This is a genomic window from uncultured Flavobacterium sp., from assembly GCF_963974175.1.
In the GTDB taxonomy this organism is placed as follows: domain Bacteria; phylum Bacteroidota; class Bacteroidia; order Flavobacteriales; family Flavobacteriaceae; genus Flavobacterium.
The window spans coordinates 63,994-90,817 of record NZ_CAXBBR010000007.1 but is presented as its reverse complement, the minus strand read 5'-3'; the positions used below and the strand labels follow the sequence as shown (position 1 = coordinate 90,817).

The 26,824-nt window shown below is 34.5% G+C and carries 18 protein-coding genes; 15 read left to right on the top strand and 3 right to left on the bottom strand.

Features of this window, described 5'->3' with window-relative positions:
* The first annotated feature begins 12 nt into the window (after positions 1-12).
* The 7 genes from AAC069_RS12230 to uvrA all read left to right on the top strand — a co-directional run bounded on the left by AAC069_RS12230 (position 13) and on the right by uvrA (position 10,769).
* Positions 13-603, top strand: coding sequence for an acyl carrier protein phosphodiesterase (locus AAC069_RS12230; protein ID WP_339920752.1), 591 nt, complete (start codon positions 13-15; stop codon positions 601-603).
* Between the two features lie 142 nt (positions 604-745).
* Complete coding sequence (gene ggt, locus AAC069_RS12225; protein WP_339920751.1) at positions 746-2,431, top strand: gamma-glutamyltransferase; 1,686 nt, start codon at positions 746-748, stop codon at positions 2,429-2,431.
* Positions 2,432-2,462: 31 nt separating this feature from the next.
* Positions 2,463-4,151 carry a gamma-glutamyltransferase gene (gene ggt, locus AAC069_RS12220; protein WP_339920750.1) on the top strand — a complete coding sequence of 563 codons (1,689 nt, stop codon included), beginning with the start codon at positions 2,463-2,465 and terminating at the stop codon, positions 4,149-4,151.
* A 2-nt stretch (positions 4,152-4,153) separates the two neighbouring features.
* Positions 4,154-4,819 (top strand): DNA alkylation repair protein, encoded by a 666-nt coding sequence (locus AAC069_RS12215; RefSeq protein ID WP_339920749.1) that lies wholly within the window; start codon positions 4,154-4,156, stop codon positions 4,817-4,819.
* A gap of 44 nt (positions 4,820-4,863) precedes the next feature.
* Complete coding sequence (locus AAC069_RS12210) at positions 4,864-6,648, top strand: chloride channel protein (protein WP_339920748.1); 1,785 nt, start codon at positions 4,864-4,866, stop codon at positions 6,646-6,648.
* Between the two features lie 68 nt (positions 6,649-6,716).
* Positions 6,717-7,670 carry a Fic family protein gene (locus tag AAC069_RS12205; protein ID WP_339920747.1) on the top strand — a complete coding sequence of 318 codons (954 nt, stop codon included), beginning with the start codon at positions 6,717-6,719 and terminating at the stop codon, positions 7,668-7,670.
* 267 nt (positions 7,671-7,937) lie between these two features.
* On the top strand, positions 7,938-10,769 hold the full coding sequence (gene uvrA, locus AAC069_RS12200; RefSeq protein ID WP_339920746.1) for an excinuclease ABC subunit UvrA: 2,832 nt from the start codon (positions 7,938-7,940) through the stop codon (positions 10,767-10,769).
* A 339-nt stretch (positions 10,770-11,108) separates the two neighbouring features.
* Here the strand turns inward: uvrA and AAC069_RS12195 are convergent, their stop codons facing one another.
* The 3 genes from AAC069_RS12195 to AAC069_RS12185 form a co-directional block, all read right to left on the bottom strand.
* The gene (locus AAC069_RS12195; protein ID WP_339920745.1) at positions 11,109-11,408 is read right to left on the bottom strand and encodes a type II toxin-antitoxin system RelE/ParE family toxin; all 300 of its coding nucleotides are present in this window, start codon (positions 11,406-11,408) and stop codon (positions 11,109-11,111) included.
* Positions 11,408-11,653: a type II toxin-antitoxin system ParD family antitoxin gene (locus AAC069_RS12190; protein ID WP_339920744.1), complete on the bottom strand. Its 246-nt coding sequence runs from the start codon at positions 11,651-11,653 to the stop codon at positions 11,408-11,410. Before AAC069_RS12190 ends, AAC069_RS12195 begins: the two co-directional genes overlap by 1 nt.
* A gap of 222 nt (positions 11,654-11,875) precedes the next feature.
* Positions 11,876-15,415: an SIR2 family protein gene (locus tag AAC069_RS12185; RefSeq protein WP_339920743.1), complete on the bottom strand. Its 3,540-nt coding sequence runs from the start codon at positions 15,413-15,415 to the stop codon at positions 11,876-11,878.
* Positions 15,416-15,767: 352 nt separating this feature from the next.
* Between AAC069_RS12185 and AAC069_RS12180 the strand changes: the two genes are divergently transcribed.
* From AAC069_RS12180 to AAC069_RS12145, 8 genes are all read left to right on the top strand, one after another.
* Positions 15,768-16,496 carry a TIGR00730 family Rossman fold protein gene (locus AAC069_RS12180; RefSeq protein WP_339920742.1) on the top strand — a complete coding sequence of 243 codons (729 nt, stop codon included), beginning with the start codon at positions 15,768-15,770 and terminating at the stop codon, positions 16,494-16,496.
* Between the two features lie 194 nt (positions 16,497-16,690).
* Positions 16,691-19,438, top strand: coding sequence for an aminopeptidase (locus AAC069_RS12175; protein ID WP_339920821.1), 2,748 nt, complete (start codon positions 16,691-16,693; stop codon positions 19,436-19,438).
* Between the two features lie 186 nt (positions 19,439-19,624).
* Entirely contained in the window at positions 19,625-22,033 is a 2,409-nt protein-coding gene (locus AAC069_RS12170) for a thiamine pyrophosphate-dependent enzyme (RefSeq protein ID WP_339920741.1), read from the top strand.
* Between the two features lie 69 nt (positions 22,034-22,102).
* Positions 22,103-22,360: a hypothetical protein gene (locus AAC069_RS12165; protein ID WP_339920740.1), complete on the top strand. Its 258-nt coding sequence runs from the start codon at positions 22,103-22,105 to the stop codon at positions 22,358-22,360.
* 89 nt (positions 22,361-22,449) lie between these two features.
* Positions 22,450-23,130 (top strand): peptidoglycan DD-metalloendopeptidase family protein, encoded by a 681-nt coding sequence (locus AAC069_RS12160; protein ID WP_339920739.1) that lies wholly within the window; start codon positions 22,450-22,452, stop codon positions 23,128-23,130.
* A 2-nt stretch (positions 23,131-23,132) separates the two neighbouring features.
* Positions 23,133-23,645, top strand: a complete 513-nt coding sequence (locus AAC069_RS12155) for a hypothetical protein (protein ID WP_339920738.1) — start codon at positions 23,133-23,135, stop codon at positions 23,643-23,645.
* Between the two features lie 464 nt (positions 23,646-24,109).
* Positions 24,110-25,474, top strand: coding sequence for an NAD-dependent succinate-semialdehyde dehydrogenase (locus AAC069_RS12150; protein WP_339920737.1), 1,365 nt, complete (start codon positions 24,110-24,112; stop codon positions 25,472-25,474).
* Positions 25,475-25,582: 108 nt separating this feature from the next.
* Positions 25,583-26,581: an NADP-dependent oxidoreductase gene (locus tag AAC069_RS12145; protein WP_339920736.1), complete on the top strand. Its 999-nt coding sequence runs from the start codon at positions 25,583-25,585 to the stop codon at positions 26,579-26,581.
* Positions 26,582-26,824: the final 243 nt, after the last annotated feature.

Below are 26,824 nucleotides of genomic sequence, written 5' to 3'. Positions count from 1 at the left end.
TAATTTAGGCGAATGAACTTCTTAGCACATATCTATCTTTCGGGCGACAACGATTTAATCAAAATTGGCAATTTTATGGCTGATGGGATTCGGGGGAAACAATTTAAAAATTATCCCTTGGAAGTCCAGAAAGGAATTGTGCTGCATCGTGCCATTGATACGTTTACTGATGCTCATCCTGTTTTTAGACAAAGTACTAAAAAACTGCATTCTAGATACCATCATTATGCCGGTGTAATTGTAGATGTTTTTTACGATCATTTTTTGGCAAAAAACTGGGTTAATTACTCAGCTGAAGATTTAGATGACTATGTTGCTGCTTTCTATCAGTCTTTGAGTGACAACATTCCCATTTTGAGTGAAAGAACCATCACAATCATGCCGTATATGATCCAGCAAAATTGGCTGCTCAGCTATCAAACCATTGAAGGGATTGACAAAATACTAACCCAAATGGATAGCCGAACCAAGAATCAATCAAAAATGCGCTTTGCTTCAGAGGAACTAACGGAGTTCTATACTGAATTTGAGCAGGATTTCACCTTGTTCTTTGAGGATTTAAGGGCGCATGCCAAACAAAAACTAATGGAGCAATTAATTTAAAAACATACTAGCTATTGAAACATCTAAGCCATTTAAGTTTAATAAAGTTTTCCACCTATTGAAGATTACTTAACTTAAACACTTTACCCATATTACTTACATGGTAAAAAAAACAAAACCAAAACTACATAACATAACTATAATGAAAAAATTAATACTACTCCTTTCTATCGCAGTACTCAGCTGTAAATCAAATGAAAAAATCGTTGCTCCAACAGGTTTAGTAACCGATAAAGCCATGATCGTTTCGGCAAGGGAAGAGGCTTCCGCAATTGGTGTTTCCATTATGAAAAAAGGCGGCAATGCTTTTGACGCAATGGTGGCTACTGAACTCGCATTGGCAGTATCTTATCCGCAGGCGGGAAATCTTGGTGGTGGTGGCTTCATGGTTTTTAGAAAAGCAAATGGGGAAACCGGAGCTCTTGATTACCGAGAAAAAGCACCGCTTGCCGCAACCAAAGACATGTATCTTGATGCGGCAGGAAATGTAATTGAAGGTAAAAGTACCGCTTCTGCAGTAGCTTCTGGAATTCCAGGTACGCTAGCTGGATTATTTGCAGTGCATAAGAAATATGGTTCTTTGCCCATAGCCGAAATCCTTGAGCCTGTAATTGCATTAGCCGAAAATGGCGTGGTCGTTACGCAACATCAAGCACAAAGCTTAGCTGCTTACAGAGAAACTTTTATAAAAACTAATGGTCCAAACAGCTTATTTTCTCAAGAATATAAAGCGGGTGACACCATTAAATATCCTGCTTTGGCAGCCACTTTAAAACGTATTGCAAAAAATGGACGTGATGAGTTTTACAAAGGAGAAACGGCTAAAAAATTAGTAGCTTTTCTAAAGACCAAAGACGGAAATATGACATTGGAAGATTTAAATCAATATGAAGCCAAATGGAGAGCACCTATTACTTTTACCTACAAAGATTTAAAGATAACATCTATGTCTCCACCCAGTAGTGGTGGTATTTGTTTAGACCAAATCATGAAAATGATCGAACCTTTCAATCTTTCCGAAATGGGACACAATAGTGTTAAAGCTATTCAAGTAATTACAGAAGCTGAACGAAGAGCCTACGCTGACAGAAATGCATTCCTAGGTGACCCAGATTTTGTAAAGCTTCCCGTAAAAGAACTATTGGACTCCACTTATATCAAAAACAGAATGAGCGATTTCTCATTCGATAAGGCCTCAAAATCATCTGATATTGGTAAAGGAAAAATTGCAGGTTACGAAAGTAAGCAAACCACGCACTACTCTATTGTTGATGCCGACGGGAATGCAGTTTCCGTAACTACGACCTTAAATGATAATTACGGTTCTAAAATCTATTGTGATGAATTAGGTTTCTTTTTAAACAATCAAATGGATGATTTCAGCGCTAAACCTGGAGTCCCTAACCTTTATGGACTTACTGGAACCGAAGCTAATAGTATCGCTCCAGGCAAAAGAATGCTTAGCTCGATGACACCAACCATTGTAGAGAAAAACGGAAAATTGTTTATGGTTGTGGGAACTCCAGGAGGCTCTACGATTATCACTTCTGTTTTGCAAACCATTTTAAATGTGTACGAATTTGGAATGAGTATGCAGGAAGCGGTAGATGCACCCCGTTTTCACCATCAATGGCTACCTGATGAAATCACTTTTGAGCCCAATTCATTTTCGAAAGAAACTATAAATGAACTAAAAGAAAGAGAGTACAAAATAAACGAAGCTAACAAAGAAATCATCGGTCAAGTTGATGCTGTCTTAGTAGCTCCAAGCGGAAAACTGGAAGGTGGTGCTGATAAAAGAGGTGATAATAAAGCGGTAGGATTTTAATAAAATGATTCCATTATAAATTGAAAGAAAGATGAAAAAAAGTATTTTACTGTCGTGTGCCATTATTTTTTTAAGCTGTAAAACACAAAATAGTGTTGTTCAACCTACAGGGCTTTTAGCAAATAAGGCAATGGTCGTTTCGGCACGTGAAGAAGCTTCTAAAATTGGTGTCGAAATAATGAAAAAAGGCGGAAATGCTTTTGATGCCATGGTCGCAACTGAACTAGCCTTGGCAGTAGCCTATCCTTATGCAGGAAACATAGGTGGTGGCGGATTTATGGTCTACAGAAAAGCAAATGGCGAAAAAGGAACTTTGGACTATCGTGAGAAAGCACCTTTGGCGGCCACAAAAGATATGTTCTTGGACGCAAATGGAAATGTTATTCCTGGAAAAAGCACCAAATCTGCGCTGGCAATTGGGATTCCTGGAACAATCGCGGGTGTTTTTGCAGTACATAAAAAATTAGGTTCTCTACATATCGAAGAAATTTTGAAACCAGTTATTGAATTAGCAGAACGTGGTGTTGTAGTCACTCACAAACAAGAAGAACGTTTAAACGACTACCGTCAAGATCTTACTAAAATTAACGGCGCCAATTCGGTGCTTTCAAGAGTTTACAAGGAAAAAGACACCATTAAATATCCGGCGCTAGCAGCAACGTTGAGAAGGATTTCAAAAAATGGACGCGACGAGTTTTACAAAGGCGAAACCGCTAAAACTTTAGTAGATTATCTTCAGGCAAAAGGAGCTATCATCACCATGGAAGATTTGGCGCAGTATGAAGCCAAATGGAGAACGCCACTTAGTTTTAAATACAAAGATTTAAACATCATTTCGATGGCACCACCTAGCAGCGGTGGAATATGTCTAGCACAAATATTTAAAATGGTTGCCCCTTATGATTTGGCTAAAATGGGACATAATTCATCACAGGCAATACAAGTAATTGTAGAAGCCGAACGACGAGCCTATGCGGACCGAAGCTACTTTCTAGGAGATCCTGACTTTGTAAAAATACCTTTGAACGCTTTAATGGACGACAACTACCTTAAACAAAGAATGGCTGATTTCAGTTTTGACAAAGCAACCTTATCATCAGATATTAAGGAAGGGAACGTGAATTATAACGAAAGTATGGAAACGACCCACTACTCGATCGTAGACCAATTTGGAAATGCCATTGCAGCTACAACCACACTAAATGCAGGTTTTGGTTCAAAGTTTTACTGTGATGAACTGGGTTTTCTATTGAATAACGAAATGGATGATTTCAGTGCAAAACCGGGAGTACCCAATATGTTTGGATTAGTAGGAAATGAAGCGAATAGCATTGCTCCACAAAAAAGAATGCTAAGTTCTATGACGCCTACAATTGTAGAAAAAAATGGAAAACTATTGATGACTGTGGGCTCGCCTGGTGGTTCTACCATTATCACTTCAGTATTGCAAACGATATTGAATGTGTACGAATACAATTTGAGTATGCAGCAAGCAGTAAATGCCCCCCGCTTTCACCACCAATGGTTACCAGATTTGATCACATTCGAACCGAATACTTTTAGTACACAAACCTTTGATGCGTTAAAAGCAAAAGGCTATCTCATCAATGAAAAAACAACTCCTGTTATTGGAAAAGTAGACGCCATCTTGGTTTTACCAAATAATAAACTAGAAGGTGGAGCCGACTTTAGAGGAGATGATACCGCAGTTGGCTTTTAGCAATGGGATTTATTACTGATTTAGAAGTTGCCTATCACGAAAATAGCCAGAGCGAAAATGCTTTGGCTATGGCCAAATACATGAAGAATCGTTTTCCTTTTTTTGGAATAAAAGCAACCCAAAGAAGACAACTTTTTAAAGAAGTATGGAAAGCGAACAAAGAGGAAGTTACCAAAAATCCGCGAGAAATCGCCATAGACTTATACGCTAAAAAGCAACGAGAATTTCATTATTGCGCCATTGAAATTTTGATAAAAGAACTAAAGGGAAAGTATATACAACAAGATATTGATCTCATAGAAAAACTAATAACACATAATTGCTGGTGGGACAGCGTCGATACTATTTCAAAAAATATACTTGGCCAATACCTATTTGAATTTCCTGAAGCAATTACCGCAACAATTACTACCTTTTCCAAATCAGAGAATATATGGCTCAACAGAAGTGCGATTTTATTTCAATTGGGATATAAAGAAAAAACCGATTTTAATTTACTAAAAGCAATATGTATTCAACATAAATCCTCATCAGAATTTTTTATTCAGAAAGCAATTGGTTGGACCTTGCGGGAATACGCAAAAACAAATCCCGAAGCAGTAAAAATATTTGTAGCTGATACCAACCTACAAATATTGAGCAGAAAAGAAGCGCTAAAAAACTTATAGGATCATTAAAATAATAGTAAATTAGCATTTTTAAAAAGAAAAAAATGCTCAAAAAATATCTTACTAAATTAGAAAATATAATTGCCTGGTCGCAATCTATGCTAACAGAAAAGCAATTTATTTTCCTATCGAGTGTATTAGTAGGTATTTCTTCTGCATTTGCAGTAATCGTTCTAAAAACGTTTGCCCACCAGGTTTTCTCATTTGCGACTTACATCAATGGTATTTTAAAACTGAGTTTCATTAATAGTATCTTACCTATTGCAGGTTTGTTACTAACGGTTTTTGTGGTAAAAAAAGTCTTAGGTGGTTCTATAGAAAAAGGAACTTCCCAGATTTTATACTCCGTTGCAAAGAAAGCCAGTATCGTTCCAAAAAAACAAATGTATGCTCAAATCATCACAAGTTCCCTTACCGTTGGTCTTGGAGGATCTGCCGGTTTAGAGAGTCCTATCGTTGTGTCTGGTGCCGCTTTTGGATCTAATTATGCACAGCGCTACAAGCTGAGTTATAAAGACAGAACACTTCTTATTGGTTGTGGTGTTGCTGCAGGAATAGCTGCTGCATTTAATGCTCCTATTGCCGGTGTTTTATTTGCTATCGAATTTTTACTTGTCGATGTGAGTATCGCAGCATTTACTCCCATTATGATTGCCGCCGCTACAGGTGCTCTAGTCTCTGAAATTGTATTGGACGAGTCTGTTTTATTAAATTTCAAACAACAACAGGTCTTCGATTATCATAAAATTCCATTTTATATCCTTCTAGGTGTATTGACTGGTTTTATGTCGGTATACTACACTCGATATTTTCAGAGAACAGAACATTATTTTGCTAAACTTAAACTCAATCCCTATAAAAAAGCACTGGTAGGAGCCTCTATTCTAGCTGTATTAATTTTTATATTCCCAACACTCTTTGGTGAGGGTTATGAGAGTATCAAAGTATTATCCGAGGACAATCCCGGTGTAATGTTAGAGAACACTCTTTTTAGCAGTTTTAGAACTAACAGTTGGGTATTATTGATATTCGTAGGTATGACGATGATGGTAAAGGTTTTCGCCACTGGAATTACCTTAGGATCTGGAGGAAACGGAGGTAACTTTGCCCCTTCCTTATTTGTAGGTTCCTATCTAGGATTTGTCTTTTCAAAAGCCATAAACCTAACTGGTTTGACCCAGTTGCCTGTCAGTAATTTTACGATGGTAGGAATGGCCGGTATTTTGAGTGGATTATTTCATGCCCCTCTAACAGCCATCTTCTTGATTGCTGAGATAACCGGTGGATACAGTTTAATGCTTCCGCTGATGATTGTTGCTTCAATCAGTTTTGCCATTTCAAAACGTTTTGAACGACATTCTATGGATGTAAAAGAATTGGCTAAAAAAGGACATGCATTTACGAGTAATAAAGATACCAATGTACTGGCGACATTAGATACTACTTCTATTATACAAACCGATTATTTAACGGTTACACCAGATGAAAATCTAGAGAAACTGGTTGATTTAATTTCGCACTCGAATCAGGTTATCTTCGCCGTTGTGGATAAAGATAAGCGATTGTTAGGTGTTGTTCATTTCAATAATATCCGTGAAATAATTTTTAATACGTACCGCGTAAAATACACTTTGGTAAAAAATATCATGGCGGTTCCTACTGAAATAATCTATCCATTCAATACCATGGAAACGGTTATGAACAAATTTGAACGATCAAAAGTTGCTTTTTTACCAGTGGTAAAAGATGATAAGTACTTCGGATTTATATCCAAATCAATAGCGCTTGAAGCCTATCGTACCAAATTGAAATCGATGACTATTGAATAATGCATAAATCTTAATATCGGATAGGATGTTTTTTAATATTATCCGATAATATTTGTATCTTTGTGGCTATGTGGAAGATAGATACAAATTATAGAGAAGAATTTCAATCAACCTTTGATCGATTGTATGAAAAAAAGCAAGTCCTGCAAACCAGCAGACCATTGCCCGCCATCGCATTGAATAAAATCAAGGAAAGTCTTTCTATAGAATGGACCTATAATTCTAATAGTATTGAAGGAAACACCATGAGTTTAAGAGAAACCCAAATGGTGCTTCAAGAAGGAATAACCATCAAGGGAAAATCATTACGAGAACATTTTGAAACCCATAATCACGCCAAAGCAATAGATTATCTATTCTCCATTGTAAATGATGATTATATGTTGCGCAGTATTGACATCTTGTCTTTGCATGGATTAGTTTTACGCTCTATTGAAGATGATTTTGCGGGTCGCTTGCGCAATGGCGGGGTGCGTATATCAGGTGCTAATTTTGTTCCTCCAAATGCCAATAAAGTTTCGGATTTACTCGATGAACTGATTGATTTTATCAATACAAATCCGTTAGGACTTAATGACATTGAACTAGCGGCTGTTTTTCATCATAAACTCGTTTGGATTCATCCTTTTTTTGATGGAAATGGTAGAACGGTGCGGCTGGCTATGAATTTATTATTGATACGTTGTGGTTTTCCGCCTGCGATTATCTTAAAAAATGACCGCAAGAAATACTATGAAGCGCTCAATCAAGCCAATGGAGGTAATTATCAAAAACTTACCTTATTGATGTGTCAAGCTCTTGAGCGCACACTTAACATATACATAAATGCACTTCCAGGAAACGATACAGAATACATTTCCATTTCTAATTTGGTTCAAGAACCTGACATGCCTTATGGTCAGGAATATATAAGTCTGCTAGCCAGACAAGGTAAAATAGACGCTTATAAAGAAGGGCGCAACTGGCTTACCACAAGAGAAGCCGTAGAAAATTATATGGCGACGAGAAAACGAAAACGCTAATTACATAATTAGCGTTTTTTTATGCGCAATACCCATTCCTTATTACAAGAACAAAACGGACTAAATAGCCCCGATTGAAGTAAAAATCCTTATAAGGCAAGTGTTTTGCCTTATAAGATTGAAACGGAAAGCGGGAGAGAACTTTATTAAAACCAGTACAAACAATGCTCTAAACTCAATTTTAAGGCATTGATTTTAACATAAACTTCTAAAGTGTTGTATCGAAAGAATAAATCAAAATGGTAACTTTGCTTTTTTGCAAAAATTATGTTAGACAAAGACAATACTATTGAGGTTCAAGGTGCTCGCGTTCACAATCTAAAAAATATAGACGTTTCCATTCCTCGTGAAAAACTGGTAGTTATTACTGGTCTTTCAGGCTCTGGAAAATCATCCCTCGCATTCGATACTATTTACGCCGAAGGGCAACGTAGGTACGTAGAAACATTTTCGGCTTACGCCAGACAGTTTCTTGGCGGCTTAGAGCGTCCTGATGTTGATAAAATTGACGGACTTTCTCCTGTTATCGCCATTGAACAAAAAACGACCAGCAAAAGTCCGCGGTCTACTGTGGGAACTATCACTGAAATATATGATTTCCTGCGTTTGCTATATGCACGTGCAGCAGATGCCTATAGTTACAATACGGGAGAGAAAATGGTCAGCTACTCTGACGAACAAATCAAAGACCTAATTATTGATGATTTTACAGGAAAACGAATCAACATTCTTGCTCCAGTTATTCGCGCGAGAAAAGGACATTACGGAGAACTGTTCCAGCAAATCGCTAAACAAGGCTTCTTAAAAGTTCGTGTAAATGGTGATGTCCTAGATATTACTCCGGGAATGAAACTGGACCGTTACAAAACACACGATATCGAAATTGTGGTGGATCGTATGGTAATTGAAAAAACTCCAGATAATGAAAAACGTTTAAGCGAAAGCATCAATACTGCCATGCATCATGGCGAAAATGTGCTTATGGTTTTAGATCAGGATTCTCAGGAAGTACGTTACTTTAGTAGAAACTTAATGTGCCCGACTACTGGTATATCGTATCAAAATCCGGAACCCAATTTGTTTTCTTTCAACTCTCCAAAAGGAGCCTGTGATCATTGTAAAGGACTGGGTACGGTAAACGAAATCAATACAAAGAAGATTATTCCAAATCCAAAATTATCCATAAAAGCGGGTGGTTTTGCTCCTTTGGGCGAATACAAATCGTCTTGGATATTTAAGCAATTAGAAATCATTGGAGAGAAATATGGTTTTAAAATAACCGACGCGATCGAAAAAATTCCAGAGGAAGCGATGGAGATGATTTTGAATGGCGGGAAGGAAAAATTCACGATAAACTCCAAAGATTTAGGTGTTGCCCGAGATTACAAAATTGATTTTGAAGGAATCTCACATTTTATAAAAAATCAACACGACGAAAGCGGTTCTACGACCATTAAAAGATGGGCTAAGGAATTTATGGATGAAATTCCATGCCCAGTTTGTGAAGGTTCTCGTTTGAAAAAAGAAGCTCAATTCTTTAAAATCGACGAACAAAACATTACAGAATTATGCGCAATGGATATTTCTGACCTGACCGCATGGTTTAAAGATTTAGACAGTCGTTTATCTGATAAACAACAACGTATTGCCACTGAGGTAATCAAAGAGATTAAGGACCGACTGAACTTTTTAATGAACGTAGGTTTGGAATATTTGGCATTAAGCCGAAGTTCAAAATCACTTTCTGGTGGAGAAGCACAGCGCATCCGACTGGCGACACAAATTGGTTCACAATTGGTTGGTGTTTTATATATTTTAGATGAACCTAGTATTGGTTTACACCAAAGAGACAATGATAAACTGATTCATTCTTTGGAACAATTACGGGATATAGGTAACTCGGTTATTGTGGTTGAACACGATAAAGACATGATTGAACGTGCCGATTATGTGATTGACATTGGTCCGAAAGCGGGGAAATTTGGAGGCGAAATCATAAGCATTGGAACTCCGGCGGAAACCCTGAAATCAAATACGATTACCGCACAATATTTGAATGGCGAGATGAAAATCGAAGTACCGAAAAAAAGACGGGAAGGAAACGGAAAGTTCATGAAACTAACTGGAGCTACAGGAAACAACTTAAAAAATGTTTCTATAGAACTGCCTTTAGGTAAACTGATTTGTGTGACGGGAGTTTCTGGAAGCGGTAAATCGACCTTGATCAATGAAACGCTCTACCCTATTTTGAATGCCTATTATTTTAATGGGGTCAAAAAACCGCAACCGTACAAAAAAATAGAAGGCTTAGAGCTTATTGATAAAGTAATTAATATTGACCAAAGCCCGATAGGGAGAACACCACGTTCTAATCCTGCCACTTACACCGAAGTGTTTACTGAAATCAGGAAATTATTCACCATGACTTCAGAAAGCATGATACGGGGCTATAAGGCGGGGCGTTTCAGCTTTAATGTAAAAGGCGGACGCTGTGAAACTTGTCAAGGTTCAGGTGTACGCACCATCGAAATGAACTTCCTTCCTGATGTTTATGTAGAATGTGAAACCTGTCAAGGAAAACGCTTTAATAGAGAAACCCTAGAAATTCGTTTTAAAGGAAAATCCATTTCTGATGTTTTGAACATGACTGTTGATGAAGCAGTTCCATTTTTTGAAATGATCCCGAAGATACACCGTAAGGTAAAAACGATTCAAGATGTAGGATTAGGATACATTACCCTGGGTCAACAGAGCACCACGCTTTCTGGCGGGGAAGCACAACGTATTAAGCTCGCAGGAGAATTATCAAAGAAAGATACAGGAAATACGTTTTACATCCTAGACGAACCCACTACGGGACTTCATTTTGAAGACATTCGCGTACTGATGGGTGTTATCAACAAATTAGTCGACAAAGGAAACACGATCCTGATTATCGAACACAATATGGACGTGATCAAACTGGCAGATTATATTATAGATATTGGTCCTGAAGGAGGAAAAGGCGGCGGAAAAGTCGTTGCAAAAGGAACTCCCGAAGAAATAGCAGATAATAAAAAAAGTTATACCGCAAAGTTTTTGAAAAAGGAATTGGAGTAAGTGTTTTTAATTACCGCAAATTCGCAAACTATTATCTTTTAATGAGACTTTGAAATCATACGAAAAAACTACTGTGTGATGCAGTAGTTTTTTAGTTTGTATTGGTTTGTGAGCAAGAAGTTTGAAGGCTTCCCAAAGCATATGGACTTTCAATACCCTTTTAGGTAGACTTCGTAGAGCAGCTATTATTTGAACTAAGGTTTTGCTGCTTTGAGATGGCTGGAAGTTCGTAACCGATTATTTTCCATTAAAGATAAAATTTCTTGCGAAACGAAAACGTGAATTTACCGCAAAATTCGCAATCTTGCCAAATGGCTGTTAGGCATTCTCTTTTCTTTTTTAATCGTTAATTCTATTTTTTAAGTCCATTCTTTCGTGTAAAATTCTCACGACTTCCATTTCTGTATTTTCGGTTTTCTTATAAAACACCAAATGAGATTTAACTTTTGAAAATTTATAATTTTTCCTAATATTGCCGAAATCTTTAGTTTCCTCAAAATTTCCTGATACATACTCTATTTCATCAACAATTAAGTTGTAATATCTGTTTGCTTGTTCAATAGACCAATTTTCGGCAGTGTAAATCCAAATATTATTTAAATCTTCAAGAGCTTTTTCACTGATTATAAATTTCGCCATTATTTTTGAAAGCCTTTATTCAGCATGGTTAAGTTTTCTTTTCTGTCAAAATTTTTAATTTTTCGGCTTTTTTCTCCAATTTCTAATTCGGTGATCAAAGATTTTTTTTGAATTTCTTCTTCTTCAAAATGTCTCAATGCAGTTCTCACAACTTCGCTTACAGAACTATATTTTCCTGTAGCAATTTGTCCGTTTATGAAGTTCTCATAATATTCTCCAATCAGAATTGATGTATTTCGTGCCATAATTTTCAATTTTATACAAATATACCAATTAATGGTATTAAAAAAAAATTTATGATTTCTTTCGGTATTTCTATGCGTCGCGCCAAAGTGATTCCTAACGTTATACCACTTTGAGATGGCTGGAAGTTCGTAACCGCTCAATTTTCGGCTTAACGAAAACTTGATGCGAAACGATAATTCCACTAAATTCCAGCTAGCTCAATGGCTGTTACTAGCTGGCATTTAATAATCCATTTCTCTTTCTTTTAATATTCTTTCCCATTCTGTATTATGTTTGTTTACATAAGTTTCTAATTCATTAACTTGATAGAATGAATAGGCAAAGTTATACTCATTACTTCTGTTATTATATAAATTATCGAATAAATGGAGAATGTTTTGATAAAAATACTTTTTACTTAACTCAACTCCTTCATTTATGTATGTAAGATATTCTTCGTCTTCTGACTCCTTTAGGAATTTACAGTAAAAATAAAGAGCCTCTAAATAATAATATTTTATGTGAGACAAGTTGAGCAAGGCTCTTTTATATAACAAATGTTTTTCATCTTTTGATTCAGAAACGAATGCAAACATTATATCCTTTAAACCTTTTGTATAAGGATTTGTTACAACCAACTTACTTAATTCTTTTCTATCAATTTTTTTTGCTTTGGATAAAGTATAAGTTGATTGCATTATTTCCAGATGTTCTTCAAGATATAAAGAATCTATATATTCTTCTAATTGACGAACATTTAATCGATTAAACATTAGTTCATATTCAAAAAAATAAAAACCTTCATTTTTTCTAGAAATTAAGTTAGTAATACCTAAGTAGAAGAAACTAGCATCCAAATAGCTTGAAAAATCATTATTTTTGATATGACATTTTATCCAATTAATAGTGTAACCTTCCATATTATGAATACTGGAAATTATATTTTTATATCTTTTTTCAATATACTCTTCTTCCTTAAAATTCCTATTTTCCATTTCTTCAGGTGGAAAAAGCAACGATAGCTGAGAATAGGTATGTTCAAATTCTTCAAAAAAATATTTTTTATTAAGTTTTATTACATTAATCAAAGTTTCAGCGTGTGGTAAATCATTAAAATATTCTTTGGTTGAATTTAATTTCTTATAAAATTCTTTTATCTGTTTTTCACTAACTACAAAGTCTTCGATAATATAAATGTAATTTAATAAGTACTTCTTTTCTGGGACAGGCCCTTTTTCATTTAATTTTATGTCTGGTATATAGCTAAATACATTTAGCAAATTATTTTTGAAATAATTATAAATCTTTAATGCTTCAGAAACGTTTTTCTTTCTTTCAATTAAATCAAGTAATTCAAGTATATAGCAATTAAACATATAAGCATCTAAACAGTATTTTTGTTTTGATTCATTTTGTCGTTTTGAAAACTGGTATTCAGCAAATCTTCTTATTATTGGTTGTAGTTGCAAGGTGCCATTGTAGTCTTCAACAAGAGATTTGTCTCTCAAAATTCGGAATTCTTTATCGCTTATATTATTCGAAGATGTGCTTTTCTCAAAACATTTTTTAAAATTAGATAAGCTAATTCCATCAGGGAAAAGACTTAAAAGTTCAAATGCAATCTTTTCTTTATTATTTAACGTTGTGTAAGAATAATTTATTGACTGATAAATTGATTTGGTTCTTTCTATGTTCAAATCTGCTTTGTTTTTAAAAACAGAAGAGAAATCTTCATTTAATGACTCAAAAAAATGTTCCTTTATTTGATCACGAAGTTCTGATATATGTCTAAATCTTGTTCTTGATTTAGTTACTAGTTTTATTGCTAAAGGATTATTATTAAGTAAGTCTTCTAAAATTTCAGATCTTAATATTCTTATTTCTACTTCATCTTTTACTATGCCATAATCTAATTCAAATAATGATAAAGCATCCTCTGTGGCTAAAGGCGCTAAAGAATATAAGTCCTCAAAATCATCTAAATTCGGAATTTTTTCTCTGGAAGTTATTACAACATTTGCAAAATCAGTAGCGAATTTTATTAAATCTATAACTTGTTGATACTCGATATCTTGTAATGAATTTGCAACAGTTTCAAAATTATCTAATATCACTAGTGAATCTCTTTTTCTTGAGTTGTAGTTCTCAATTAAATATTCTTTGAAATTTAGAATATTTCTTAAATTAAAAGCATCATTTAGAAGTTCTTCAAAGTCTTCAAAACTTTTTACGTTTTCGCAAGAATTGAAAGAAACTCCTTCTTTAAAAAAGCCTCTATTATACAATTCGTAAGAGACTTTCTTAATTAATGTTGTTTTTCCTGTTCCTCCAGACGCTTTAATATTTAAAACTTTATTGCTCCTAACTATATTATGAAGTCTTGAGATTATAGCTGATTGTTCTTCAATTCTTCCTATAATATTTTTAAGTGATTTTTCACCAATATCCAAAATCCTATCGTTTGAATATATTGATGATTTTTTTGAAGAACCTTTGGTAAATTCTAAGTTTGTCATCAGTGATAATCCAATTGAAATTTCTTCATTAGAATTAAACTCTAAATCCTTGTTTCTTAAAGCTTTAAATATAAATCGTTTTATTGTAGCTCTTTTATATGTAGATATATTTATAGTGTTGAAATTTGAAACAAGTTCTATCTTATTATTAGTGATAAATATTATTGGAATTTTGTCATTTGGTATATGACTGCAAATTTCTTCTGCTGTCAATAAATCACTTTTGAGGTTGTCATCTTCAATATATAATTTATCCTTAAATACTTTTGTTGCAATTATTAGTATATCATAGTCATCTATTGATTCTAAGGTTCTGGTATTTAAATAACCAGAAAATATATTAATATTTAAATCATCTAGACAATTTTCAATTACTGACAACTCCGAATCAAGTAAAAGGTCTAAAGGCATAGGTTTTAAGAAAGCAATTCTAGGTATTTTAGAAATTTCTTTATTGTTATTTATAGTAATTTGGTCAAAAGCAATGTTTTGTTTCTTTTTGAGATCTAAACAATTTCCAAAAAATGTATCAATGTCGACTTCATAATCCTGAATAATCAAAGATTTTAGAAATTTATACTTTTCAAAACCTTTTTCTTCTTTTGTTAAAATATAATGATGATTATGATTGTCAAAAATTTTATCCAGACTTGAAAAAATCAAGTTTATATCAGGATCGTTGAAGCTGAAACCTACGAAGAGAATTGTTTTGTCGATAAAAATAGATTTTAACTTTTCTTTAGATGAAGTGTCACCGTCATATAATTTCTTGTAATCATCACTAAAAATAACACAATTATCTGGTTCCGTATAACAGCCGTGTAGTTTAAAAATATATGGTTTCCCCGACTTGTTTATTTCACTAATGTTAAAATTAGATGTAGATTTCGAAGGAATAATCGAATTTGAACAGCCTTCCTCAAAAGCATTATCATAATTGGTTGTAATTATTGCATCCGTTACCTCTAAGATTTTTTTATGCAATAAAAAATCCTGTTCCTTATCTATTTTAAAATTTTCCTTTATAAATGAGCGAACTTTTGTATGCTCACTTTGAATCTTATCTAAGACTTCAATTGGAGTTAATAATCCACTTTCTAAGAGAGGAAGTAGATCATTAAATTTTTTTTCATTTATATCGTGTATTACGTCTTCTGTTAATTTTCTCCAAGATGGTAATTTGAATTTTGTAGATAAACCAGAACCTGCAAAAACCACAAGTCTATTATTTTTTATTGCTTCTTGAATTTCAGGAGGTACATTCATTTTGTTAAAGTATTTTTTATGCTTGCAGGTTACTTGTACACAACATCAAATATATACATCTTTTTGAATTTTACATTAAGAAATTTAAGGTTTTTCTGATGTATTCGAATTTATAAAAAGGCTATCACATTTAATTTCCTGTCGGTAAGGCAATTCAAAAAAGAAAGAAGGTTTTAAAAATAATTAAACTATACCGTGCCGCTTTTGAAAAAAGAGTTACTTTAGTATCTTGGATTCCTAGCCCAGATAGAAGCGATATCCTTTTTATTTTTTATCTTTCAAAAGATAAAAAGATACAAGCGGATAGCTGGATAAGGCTCCAGAAAATAATAGTTAATAATACAATACGAATATGAGATTAGAAGATTTTGATAATGACGAGGATAAAGTAATCCAAGATAAATTAAAGCAAAAAAACTGGAATGAGATCCGGACTAATGACAGTTGGGCAATTTTTAAAATCATGGCCGAGTTTGTAAACGGTTATGAAAATATGGGACGTATAGGTCCGTGTGTGTCCATTTTTGGATCGGCACGAACAAAGCCAGAGGACCCGTACTATCTACTTGCAGAAAAAATAGCGTACAAAATTAGTAAAGCCGGTTACGGCGTGATTACTGGTGGAGGACCTGGAATTATGGAAGCAGGTAACAAAGGTGCACATCTAGGCGGTGGAACTTCGGTAGGATTGAATATTGTATTGCCGTTTGAGCAGCATTTCAATCCATACATTGACGGAGATAAGAACCTGAATTTTGATTATTTCTTTGTTAGAAAAGTAATGTTTGTAAAATATTCTCAAGGATTTGTGGTTATGCCTGGTGGATTTGGAACTTTGGACGAATTGTTTGAAGCGATGACGTTGATACAGACAAAAAAGATTGCAAAATTCCCTATTATACTGGTAGGAACTGAATTTTGGTCAGGATTAATCGAATGGGTCAAAAAAGTATTAATCGAAAAAGAACATACCGTTGGTCCCGATGATTTGAATCTTATAAAAATCGTTGACACCGAAGACGAGGTGGTCGATGTTTTAGATAGTTTCTACAAAAAGTACAATTTGAAACCCAATTTTTAAGAAAGAAAAGCTGTTTTTACGAACAGCTTTTTTTTATGCCTTCTTCATAAAAATAGTTCCTTTTGTATCTAAATAAATGTATATTGTGCAACCCTAAACAGTTGAATTAAAAGTTGAAACCATTTCTTAAAATTGCGATTTGTACTTTAGTTTTATTGACATCAATAAAACAATATGCGCAGCATCATTCCCAAATGTTTGTGGAAGTGAATACTGCCGATAAAACTATGAATATTGAGCAGGAATTGACTTTTTTTAATCAATCAAATGATACGCTGACTTCGCTAGTTTTGAATGACTGGAATAATGCCTACGCTGATGTTAACACTCCTTTAGCAAGACGATTTTCGGACGAGTTTTATCGCGGTTTCCATTTGGCTAGAGAAGAAGAACGAGGCAGTACTAAAAATGTAACTATTATTGATGCCAACAAATTATTCCTTTCCTGGGAGAGAACCATTGAAAATCCGGATATAATTAGCGTCAAACTAAGAGAAAAACTCGCGCCTAATCAGAAAATAAAATTGCGACTTACTTATACCACGAAGGTTCCAAGTGATGCGTTTACAAAATATGGTTATAACGCAGCTGGCGGTATGAACTTAAAAACATGGTACCTAACTCCTGCCCGCTATGAAGACCATACTTTTATAAAATACAGCAATGCTAATTTAGATGATATCGCTAATGCTGTCTCTGATTTTGATATCGAATTAACAGTGCCCAAAGGTCTAGAAGTCACCACAGATTTAGACAGTACTGAAGCAATTCTAAAGGAAAATTATTCCACTTATAAACTATCAGGAAAAAACAGGACTAATTTCAGTCTATATATAGAACCTAAATCTAGTTTTTATAGCTATAAAACCAAAGCTCTAGAGGTTGTCACTAATTTAAAAGATGATAAAGTCAGCCTAAAGCAACAAGCCTATGCTATTGATTGTATCGTTAATTATGTAGATGGTTTAGTCGGGAAATACCCCTTTGACAAAATTGTAGTGTCTCAGACTGATTATGAACGAAATCCATTTTATGGTTTAAATCAACTGCCATCGTTCATCAGGCCGTTTTCGGATGAGTTTACTTTTGAGATTAAATTTCTAAAAACCTACTTAAATGCTTATCTAAAAAACAGTTTACGACTAGACAACAGGAAAGACAGCTGGATCTATGATGGAATTCAAGTCTATGTCATGATGAAATACATAGAGCAGAATCATCCCAACACCAAGATGCTGGGTAGCGCCTCTACCTTTCTTTTATTGAAAAGCTACAATCTGACCAATTTAGATTTTAACGAACAATACAGCTATTTCTATATGCTGATGGCACGAAAAAATCTAGATCAGCCACTGGGAGATCCAAAAAATTCTCTTATAAAATTCAACGAGCAAATCGCAAGTAAATATCGCGCCGGACTAAGTTTTAGGTATCTGGACAACTATCTTGGAAATGGGATTGTTACAAACAGTATTCGCGAATTCTATGTTGAGAACAAAGAGAAACAGGTCTCCAGAAATGATTTTGAAACCATTTTAAAAGCAAATTCTAGTAAGAATATTGATTGGTTTTTTAAAACAATTATTGATTCCCGTGAAATCATTGATTTTAAATTTGCTGACGTAGAAAAATCGAAAGACAGTGTTTCGTTTACCCTTAAAAATAAAACAGGAGTAATCGTTCCTGTTCCTGTCTATGGAATTAATAAAGGTGAAATTGTATTTAAAAAATGGTTAGACCCACAAGAACCCGACAGTGTATTTACTTTCGAAAGAAAAAATGCCGATAAAATCGTTTTAAATTATAAGAATGAAGTTCCAGAATACAATTTAAGAAACAACTGGAAATCGTTAAAGTCTTTTTTTCCAAACAATCGTCCCGTGAAATTTGTGTTCATGAAGGATCTTGAGGACCCATACTATAATCAGGTTTTATATGTCCCTACCCTCACCTACAATTTATATGATGGATTTTCACCAGGAATGCGCCTTCATAACAAAACGATTTTAGATAAACCTTTTACCTTTGACGTTAATCCAGCCTATTCAACTAATGCAAAATCATTTTCAGGCTCCGGTTTTGTAGTTATCAATCAAAATTATAGAAACACCGCGCTTTACAACGTGCGCTATTCACTTTCAGGTGCGTATTTCCATTATGCACCAGATGCCGCTTATTTGAAAATCAATCCGATGGTGCAGATAAGAATCAGGGAAGATGACATTAGAGACAACAAAAAACAGTTAATCTTATTACGACAAGTGGTGGTTAGCAGAGATAAAAGTGATATCGTTATTGACAATTCAACAGAGAACTATTCTGTTTTCAATGCGAAATACTTCAATACGACAACAGAGATTACTAATCATTTCAGCTTTTCGACTGACCTACAAATAGCAGCGAAGTTTGGAAAAACTTCTGCAGAAATAGAATACAGACAACTATTTGAAAATAACCGTCAGATCAACTTGCGCTTTTATGCCGGTACTTTTCTATACAACAAAACCAATTCTGATTTTTTCAGCTTTGCTTTAGACCGTCCTACCGACTATTTATTTGATTATGGCTATTATGGAAGATCCGAAAGCAGCGGCTTTTTTAGCCAGCAGTTAATCGTAGCTGAGGGTGGTTTTAAATCAAAACTGAATACGCCTTATGCTAATCAATGGATGACTACTATGAATGCGAGTTATACGCTGTGGAATTGGATCGAAGTATACGGTGACGCCGGACTATTGAAAAATAAATACCAAAGCGAGAAATTTGTATTTGATAGTGGCATCCGCTTGAATCTGGTTCCGGACTACTTTGAAATGTACCTACCTGTCTATTCCTCTAATGGTTGGGAAATTGGCCAAGATAAATACAATGAAAAAATACGTTTTGTAATTACTTTATCTCCAAAAATATTAATCAATTTATTTAATCGAAAATGGTTTTAATCGAACGCATTAATACTTTTTCATTATGTTATTCTTGATTTAAAAGCAATTAATTTCCGAATATCTAAATTATAGATATATTTAAAGCGAATTAATTGATAATAATTAAATTATATTTCTTTCAGTGTATTATGATAATACATAGTTTTTAAGTAAATTTGTCTCGTTAAGTGATACCTTTCAACTATGATAAAAGAAAAAACCAATACTGCATTGACATTCGAAGATTTTAAAACCGAAGTGTTGAACGACTATAGAATCGCTATGATAAGTAGAGAATGTAGTTTATTAGGACGTAGGGAGGTATTGACCGGAAAGGCAAAGTTCGGAATTTTTGGTGATGGAAAGGAAGTGCCGCAATTAGCAATGGCTAAATTTTTCAAAAATGGTGACTTCCGTTCTGGATATTATCGTGACCAAACTTTTATGATGGCTATAGGTCAAATGACTGTTGAACAATTTTTTGCAGGACTATATGGTAATTCAAATATAGATCAAGAACCTATGTCTGCTGGTAGACAAATGGGAGGTCATTTTGCTACACACAGTTTAAATGAAGACGGTTCTTGGAAAGACTTAACAAAACAAAAAAATTCCAGCGCTGACATTTCTCCTACAGCAGGACAAATGCCTAGATTATTAGGACTTGCGCAGGCATCAAAAATATACCGACAAGTTAAAGGAATACCCAATAAAGCAAATTTCTCAAATGAAGGAAATGAAGTTGCATGGGGAACTATTGGAAACGCAAGTACCTCAGAAGGATTGTTTTTTGAAACAATTAATGCAGCAGGTGTTTTGCAAGTACCTATGATAATAAGTGTTTGGGATGATGAGTATGGTATTTCAGTTCATGCAAAACATCAGACTACCAAAGAGAACATTTCAGAAATTCTAAAAGGATATCAAAGAAATGACACTGAAAAAGGATATGAAATCCTTAGAGTAAAAGGATGGGATTATACCGATCTTATTGCTACCTATGAGAAAGCATCCACTATTTCACGCGAACAACATGTTCCTGTGCTAATACACGTAAATGAACTGACTCAACCTCAAGGGCATTCTACCTCTGGATCACATGAAAGATACAAAGATGGAGATCGCCTTGCGTGGGAAAGAGATTTCGACTGTATCAGACAGATGAAATTATGGATGATTGCAATTAACATTGCTTCTCCTGAAGAATTAGATGCAATAGATGCAAGCGCTAAAAAAGAAGTGCTAGCAGGTAAAAAAGCAGCATGGAGTGCTTTTATTGAGCCTATTGTTGAAGAACAAAAGGAATTGATTTCATTGCTACAAAAAATTGCAAATTCAAGTAATCAAAAAGAAGCTATACTAAAATATGCTTCGAGCTTAAGCAGTGTAAAAGACCCAATAAGAAAGGAGATTCTAATTGCAGCGCGTAAATCTTTGCGTCTTATCGTTAATGAAGGCGGAAAAACCGAATTGTCAAATTGGATTACTTCCTATACTAAGAAAAATCAAGAAAAATTTAGCAGTCATTTATATTCTGATTCTGATTTAAATGTGTTCTCTGTAAAACAAGTTTTACCGCAATATGCTGAAGACGCAAAAGAGGATACAGACGGCAGAATGATTTTACGTGATAATTTTGATGCTATATTTACAAAATACCCTGAAACATTAATCTTTGGAGAAGATGCAGGAGCCATTGGTGATGTAAACCAAGGTTTAGAGGGCATGCAGGAAAAATACGGTGCGCTACGCGTTGCTGATGTTGGAATACGTGAAGCTACGATTATAGGACAAGGTATTGGAATGGCGTTAAGAGGTTTACGACCGATTGCTGAAATTCAGTATCTAGACTATTTATTGTACGCAATACAAATAATGAGTGATGATTTAGCAACCCTACAATACAGAACAGTAGGAAAGCAAAAAGCACCATTAATTATCCGTACAAGAGGTCATCGTCTGGAAGGAATATGGCACTCTGGTTCTCCGATGGGAATGATCATCAATGCCATTAGAGGGATTCATGTGTTAGTGCCAAGAGATATGACAAAAGCAGCAGGTTTTTACAATTCACTTTTGGAATGTGATGAACCGGCTTTAGTAATCGAATGTTTAAACGGATACCGCTTAAAAGAGAAAAAACCACTTAATTATGGTGAATTCAAGACCCCGATTGGTGTTGTTGAAACGATGAAAGAAGGTGCTGATATTACTTTAGTTTCTTATGGCTCTACACTAAGATTAGTGGAACAAGCTGCTCAAGAACTTCTTGAAGTAGGTATTGACTGTGAGATTATAGATGTACAATCTTTGCTTCCATTTGATATTAATCACGACCTTGTAAAAAGTATAGCTAAAACAAATCGTCTTTTAGTAATTGACGAAGACGTTCCTGGTGGAGCTTCTGCTTATATTTTACAACAAATTCTTGAGCAACAAGATGGTTATAATTATTTAGATAGCAAACCGCAAACCTTAACTTCAAAAGCACACAGACCATCTTATGGAACTGATGGTGACTATTTTTCTAAACCATCTGCAGAAGATATTTTCGAAAAAGTATATGCTATGATGAATGAGGTAAACCCATCAACGTATCCAAATTTATATTAAAAAATAATACTGTCTTAAAAAAAACAGTATCTTGTCCCCTAATTAGTTACAAACTTAAATACAATAAAGATGAAAAAAATAACAATGTTCATAGGTGTATTGTCAGTTATGGCAATCGTTTCTTGTAAGGAAAAAGAAGAAACTCCAGAGACGACAACTAACCAAACTATTGAAGTTACTACAGAAGCTCCTCAAGCGGAAGAAAATCCTGATGGTACTTCTATCAGCGTAGGAACAGATGGCGTTGATGTAAGCACTAAAAACGGTGAAAACAAAACAAGCGTAAATGTTTCTGAAGGTGAAGCAAAAGTTGAAATTAAAAAATAATACTATTTTTTAAAGTTAAAATTATAAAGCCAATCTGGATTCGTTCAGTTGGCTTTTTTTATAGTATTCAAAACACAAAATAGCAATAAATGACAAGTTTAGAAACCGTTTTAAGAAATACCCAAGACGTTAAAGTAATAGCTGACTCTATCACTTTAAATCAATATGTCGCTTTGGATTTATCCGTTTTAAATCACAATCTACCTAAGGAATCATTAGCAAACTCAGCTGATTTTGAAAAATACATTGAAAGTTACTTAACTTCAAACAATGCAAAAGTTGCATATGGCGGTTATAATGAAGAGAGAAATCTTTATAAGCGAAGCACTATCTTTAAAGATGAGGAGACAGAGGAACGAAACATACATATTGGTTTAGATTTGTGGATAAAAGCTGGAACGCCTATTTTATCGGCTCTTGATGGCAAGGTCCACAGTTTTTATTTCAATGCAGGTTTTGGCGACTATGGTCCCACTATCATTTTAGAACACCATATCGAAAATGAAACATTTTATACTTTATATGGTCATTTATCGTTGGATAGTTTAGATAATATAGAAGTTGGCACTGTTTATAAAAAAGGGCAACAAATAGCTTTGTTAGGAGATTCAGCAGTGAATGGTGATTATTCTCCCCATCTGCATTTTCAAATTATAAAAAACATGGGAACTAATTTTGGTGATTACCCCGGAGTTTGCACAAAAAGCGACTTGGCTTTTTATTTAGACAATTGCCCTGATCCTAACTTATTATTAAAAATAACATCTTAGAAATGAAAAAAGTAATCCTCCTGCTTAGCTTAATCGTCCTTATTGGATGTAAGTCAAAAAAACCTGATACACCAATTGAGGTAAAACCAGAAGAAGTTAAAATCATGAAATTAGCTGTCGCCAAAGTTGACGCTAATCTAAAGACGAAAGCGTATGAATTAGGAAAACGAATTTTAATGACTTGCAACACATCTAAGTTTAAACCCTTTAATCAAAGTGAAGCGACACAATCTGTAATCGACAACATAACATTGGAAAAGCTATCAAAGACCTGTGCTAAATTCAGACAGCGTTATGGCGCTTTTAAAGATCTTAAATTAATGGAAGTGTATAAAGAAAACGCGGCTAATATCACTATTTTTCGCTATAAAGCACTCTATACAAAGGCTGTGGCCAATAAAGAACTTCGTGTTTATATGAATAACCAAAATAAAGTAGCCGCAATAAAATCTATGGACTGGAATGATGTTTTCGAAAGAAAACTATTTACAGATACTGATACAGATACTGAATAGCTCGTTCTAGTTCGCATTTCTAAAATAATCCAAATAGAAGATGACTTAATTTCATTTTCTATTTGGATTTTTCGCTTCTAATGCTAAGCTAATATTATAGCTAGCCCTACTTCCCTATCTCTCGATTTTTAACATAATACTTAAAGCGTCTATATTTTTAATTATCTGACAAACAGCGTTAAAGCCCAATACGCGCCTACAAACCTATACAATAAACAAATCCTTGTTAAAATTTATGAATTAATTAATAGCGGTGTCTTTTTCTTTTAACGTTTAGTTGCGACAAATCGAGTGAATTTCGTGTTAATTTTATCAAACAAAATTTAATCTGCAAGAATGCTGATTAAAAAATTTCGGAATAGATACTGTATTTCTACTTATCGCAAATCACAGTATCTGTTTCTACTTATTTTAGTTCAGCATAAGCAAGATTAAATCTGTTTTAATTAATAAAAAATAAATTTATGTCTATTCAAACAACAAATCCTGCCACAAACAAAGTAGTTAAATCATTCGAAGAAATGACTGATGAACAAGTTCAAGCCGCAATCGAAAAATCAAACAGTACTTTTCAGGAATGGAAAAAAACTTCTTATGATGATCGAGCAAAAGTCTTGCATAAAGTAGCCGCTTTGATGCGAGAACGAAAAACCGATTTAGCTAAGCTAATTACCCTTGAAATGGGAAAAATACTACCACAAGCAGAATGGGAAGTCAATTTAAGTGCTGACATATTGGATTACTATGCCGATAATGGCGCTGCCTTTCTTGCCGATAAAAAACTAAACCCTGAATCTGGTGAAGCTTTTATTCGAAATACACCTGTAGGCGTCCTATTTGGCGTTATGCCTTGGAACTTTCCATTTTATCAGGTAGTACGATTTGCTGCACCAAATATAATGGTAGGAAATACTATATTATTAAAACATGCATCAATAGTGCCTCAATGTGGTATTGCTATTGAAGAATTATTTAAAGAAGCAAAAGCACCAGAAGGATTATACACTAATTTATTGATTTCGGGCAAGCGAAGTACAGCACTAGTAAGTGACGACAGAATCAAAGGAGTGTCTCTAACGGGTAGCGAAGGAGCCGGATCAAGTATTGCTGAAGCGGCAGGTAAAAATTTAAAAAAATCAGTACTTGAATTAGGAGGTAGTGATCCCTTTATAATTCTAGAAGATGCGGATATTGATACTGCTGTTGAAATGGCTATTGCAGGAAGATTTAGTAATACTGGACAGAGCTGTGTTGCCTCAAAAAGATTTATTGCAGTAGCAGCTATAGCAGATGAGTTTTTAGAAAAATTTGCTAAGAAAGTTGCGGCTCTTAAAGTAGGTGACCCAATGGATCCTACTACACAGGTTGGACCGCTAAGTAGTGAAGAAGCATTAGTCAACATATTAGACCAGGTGAAACGATTTGAAAAAGCAGGTGCTACAATTTTAGTTGGTGGTAAAAGAGCTTTTGATACCGGCGCCTTTATGCAGCCTACAATTTTAACTAATCTAAAACGTGGAGTTCCTACTTTTCAGGAAGAGTTATTTGGCCCCGTAGCTTCTTTTTACAAAGTTGGAAATGAACAAGAAGCTATAGACCTTGCTAATGATTCACCTTTTGGGTTAGGAGGTTCTATCTTTACTAAAGACACAAAACGAGCCATACAATTAGCTGATCAGATTGATAGCGGAATGATTTTCATCAACCAACCTACAGGGACACAACCCGATTTACCTTTTGGAGGAACTAAAGGTTCAGGCTACGGACGTGAATTATCTGAACTCGGAATTCATGAGTTTGTGAACAAAAAACTAATTAGAGTAAGCTAAAACCATAATAATGTGTTAATTAGCACTGATCTATAAAATAGAGTAATCCTTTTTAAGTTTTAGAAGAAGTGATTTCAATCTCTATCTAACAATTTAAAGTAAAAGAACATGACCACAAGACAAATTATATTGCAATCAAGACCTGTGGGGACACCTACACTACAGAATTTTAAACTTGAAAATACCACATTAGATCAACTACAGCCAGGAGAAGTGCTGTTAAAAGGACTTTACTATTCAGTAGATCCTTATATGCGCGGCCGAATGAATGACGCCAAGTCATATGTAGCTCCCTTTAAGATAAACGAACCTTTAGAGGGTGGCGTAGTTGCTACTATTGTAGAAAGTAAATCAGATAATTTTAAAGTAGGTGACACCGTGGTAGGAAGATTTCCGTGGAAAGAAATGTTTGTATCAAAAGATGACGTTCTACAAAAGGTAGATACAAATGTCCCAGAGTTGAGCTATTACTTAAGCATACTAGGTATGACCGGTTTAACCGCTTATTTTGGGTTGATGGATATTTGCAAACCTAAAGCAGGTGAAACTGTTGTCGTTTCCGGTGCTGCGGGAGCCGTAGGAATGGTTGTAGGACAAATTGCTAAATTACATGGCTGCCACGTGGTAGGGATTGCAGGTACTGATGAAAAAGCAAAAACATTAATTGAAGACTTTGGTTTTGATCAAGTAATCAATTATAAAACAACCAAGGATATTTATAAATCTGTGAAAGAAGCTTGTCCTAATGGTGTAGATGCCTATTTTGATAATGTAGGCGGAGAAATTTCGGATGCCGTTATTAGTGCCATTAATTTTCATGCCCGAATTGCCTTATGCGGACAGATATCCTTATACAATAGTAAAGAAACACCTATGGGGCCTAGATTACAACCTATGTTATTAACAAGAAGCGTTTTAATGCAGGGCTTCATCGTTAGTAATTACCAGGATAGATTTCCTGAAGGAATGAAACATTTATCGAGTTGGGTTAAAGAAGGAAAATTAAAATTCACTCAAACAATTGAAGAAGGTTTTGATCAATTGCCTACGGCATTACTCGGTTTGTTTGAAGGTGCAAATACCGGAAAAATGATTGTCAAAGCTTAAACTATAAGGAACAATCGAAGATTAGGAACAAGCCGTTAGCTGTATTATTTTAATATGGCTAACGGCTTCTTTGTTTTGTTATTTGAAAATCAAATCCCACTTCCGCAGTGGATATTAATACCATTATACCCGTACAAAATAAATAACGATACTGCACCCTTAATTTAAGGACACCAACCATTTATATTTAATTATTACCTATTTTTGGTACGAGAAAAAGTAAAATAATCTGTGAATTATACA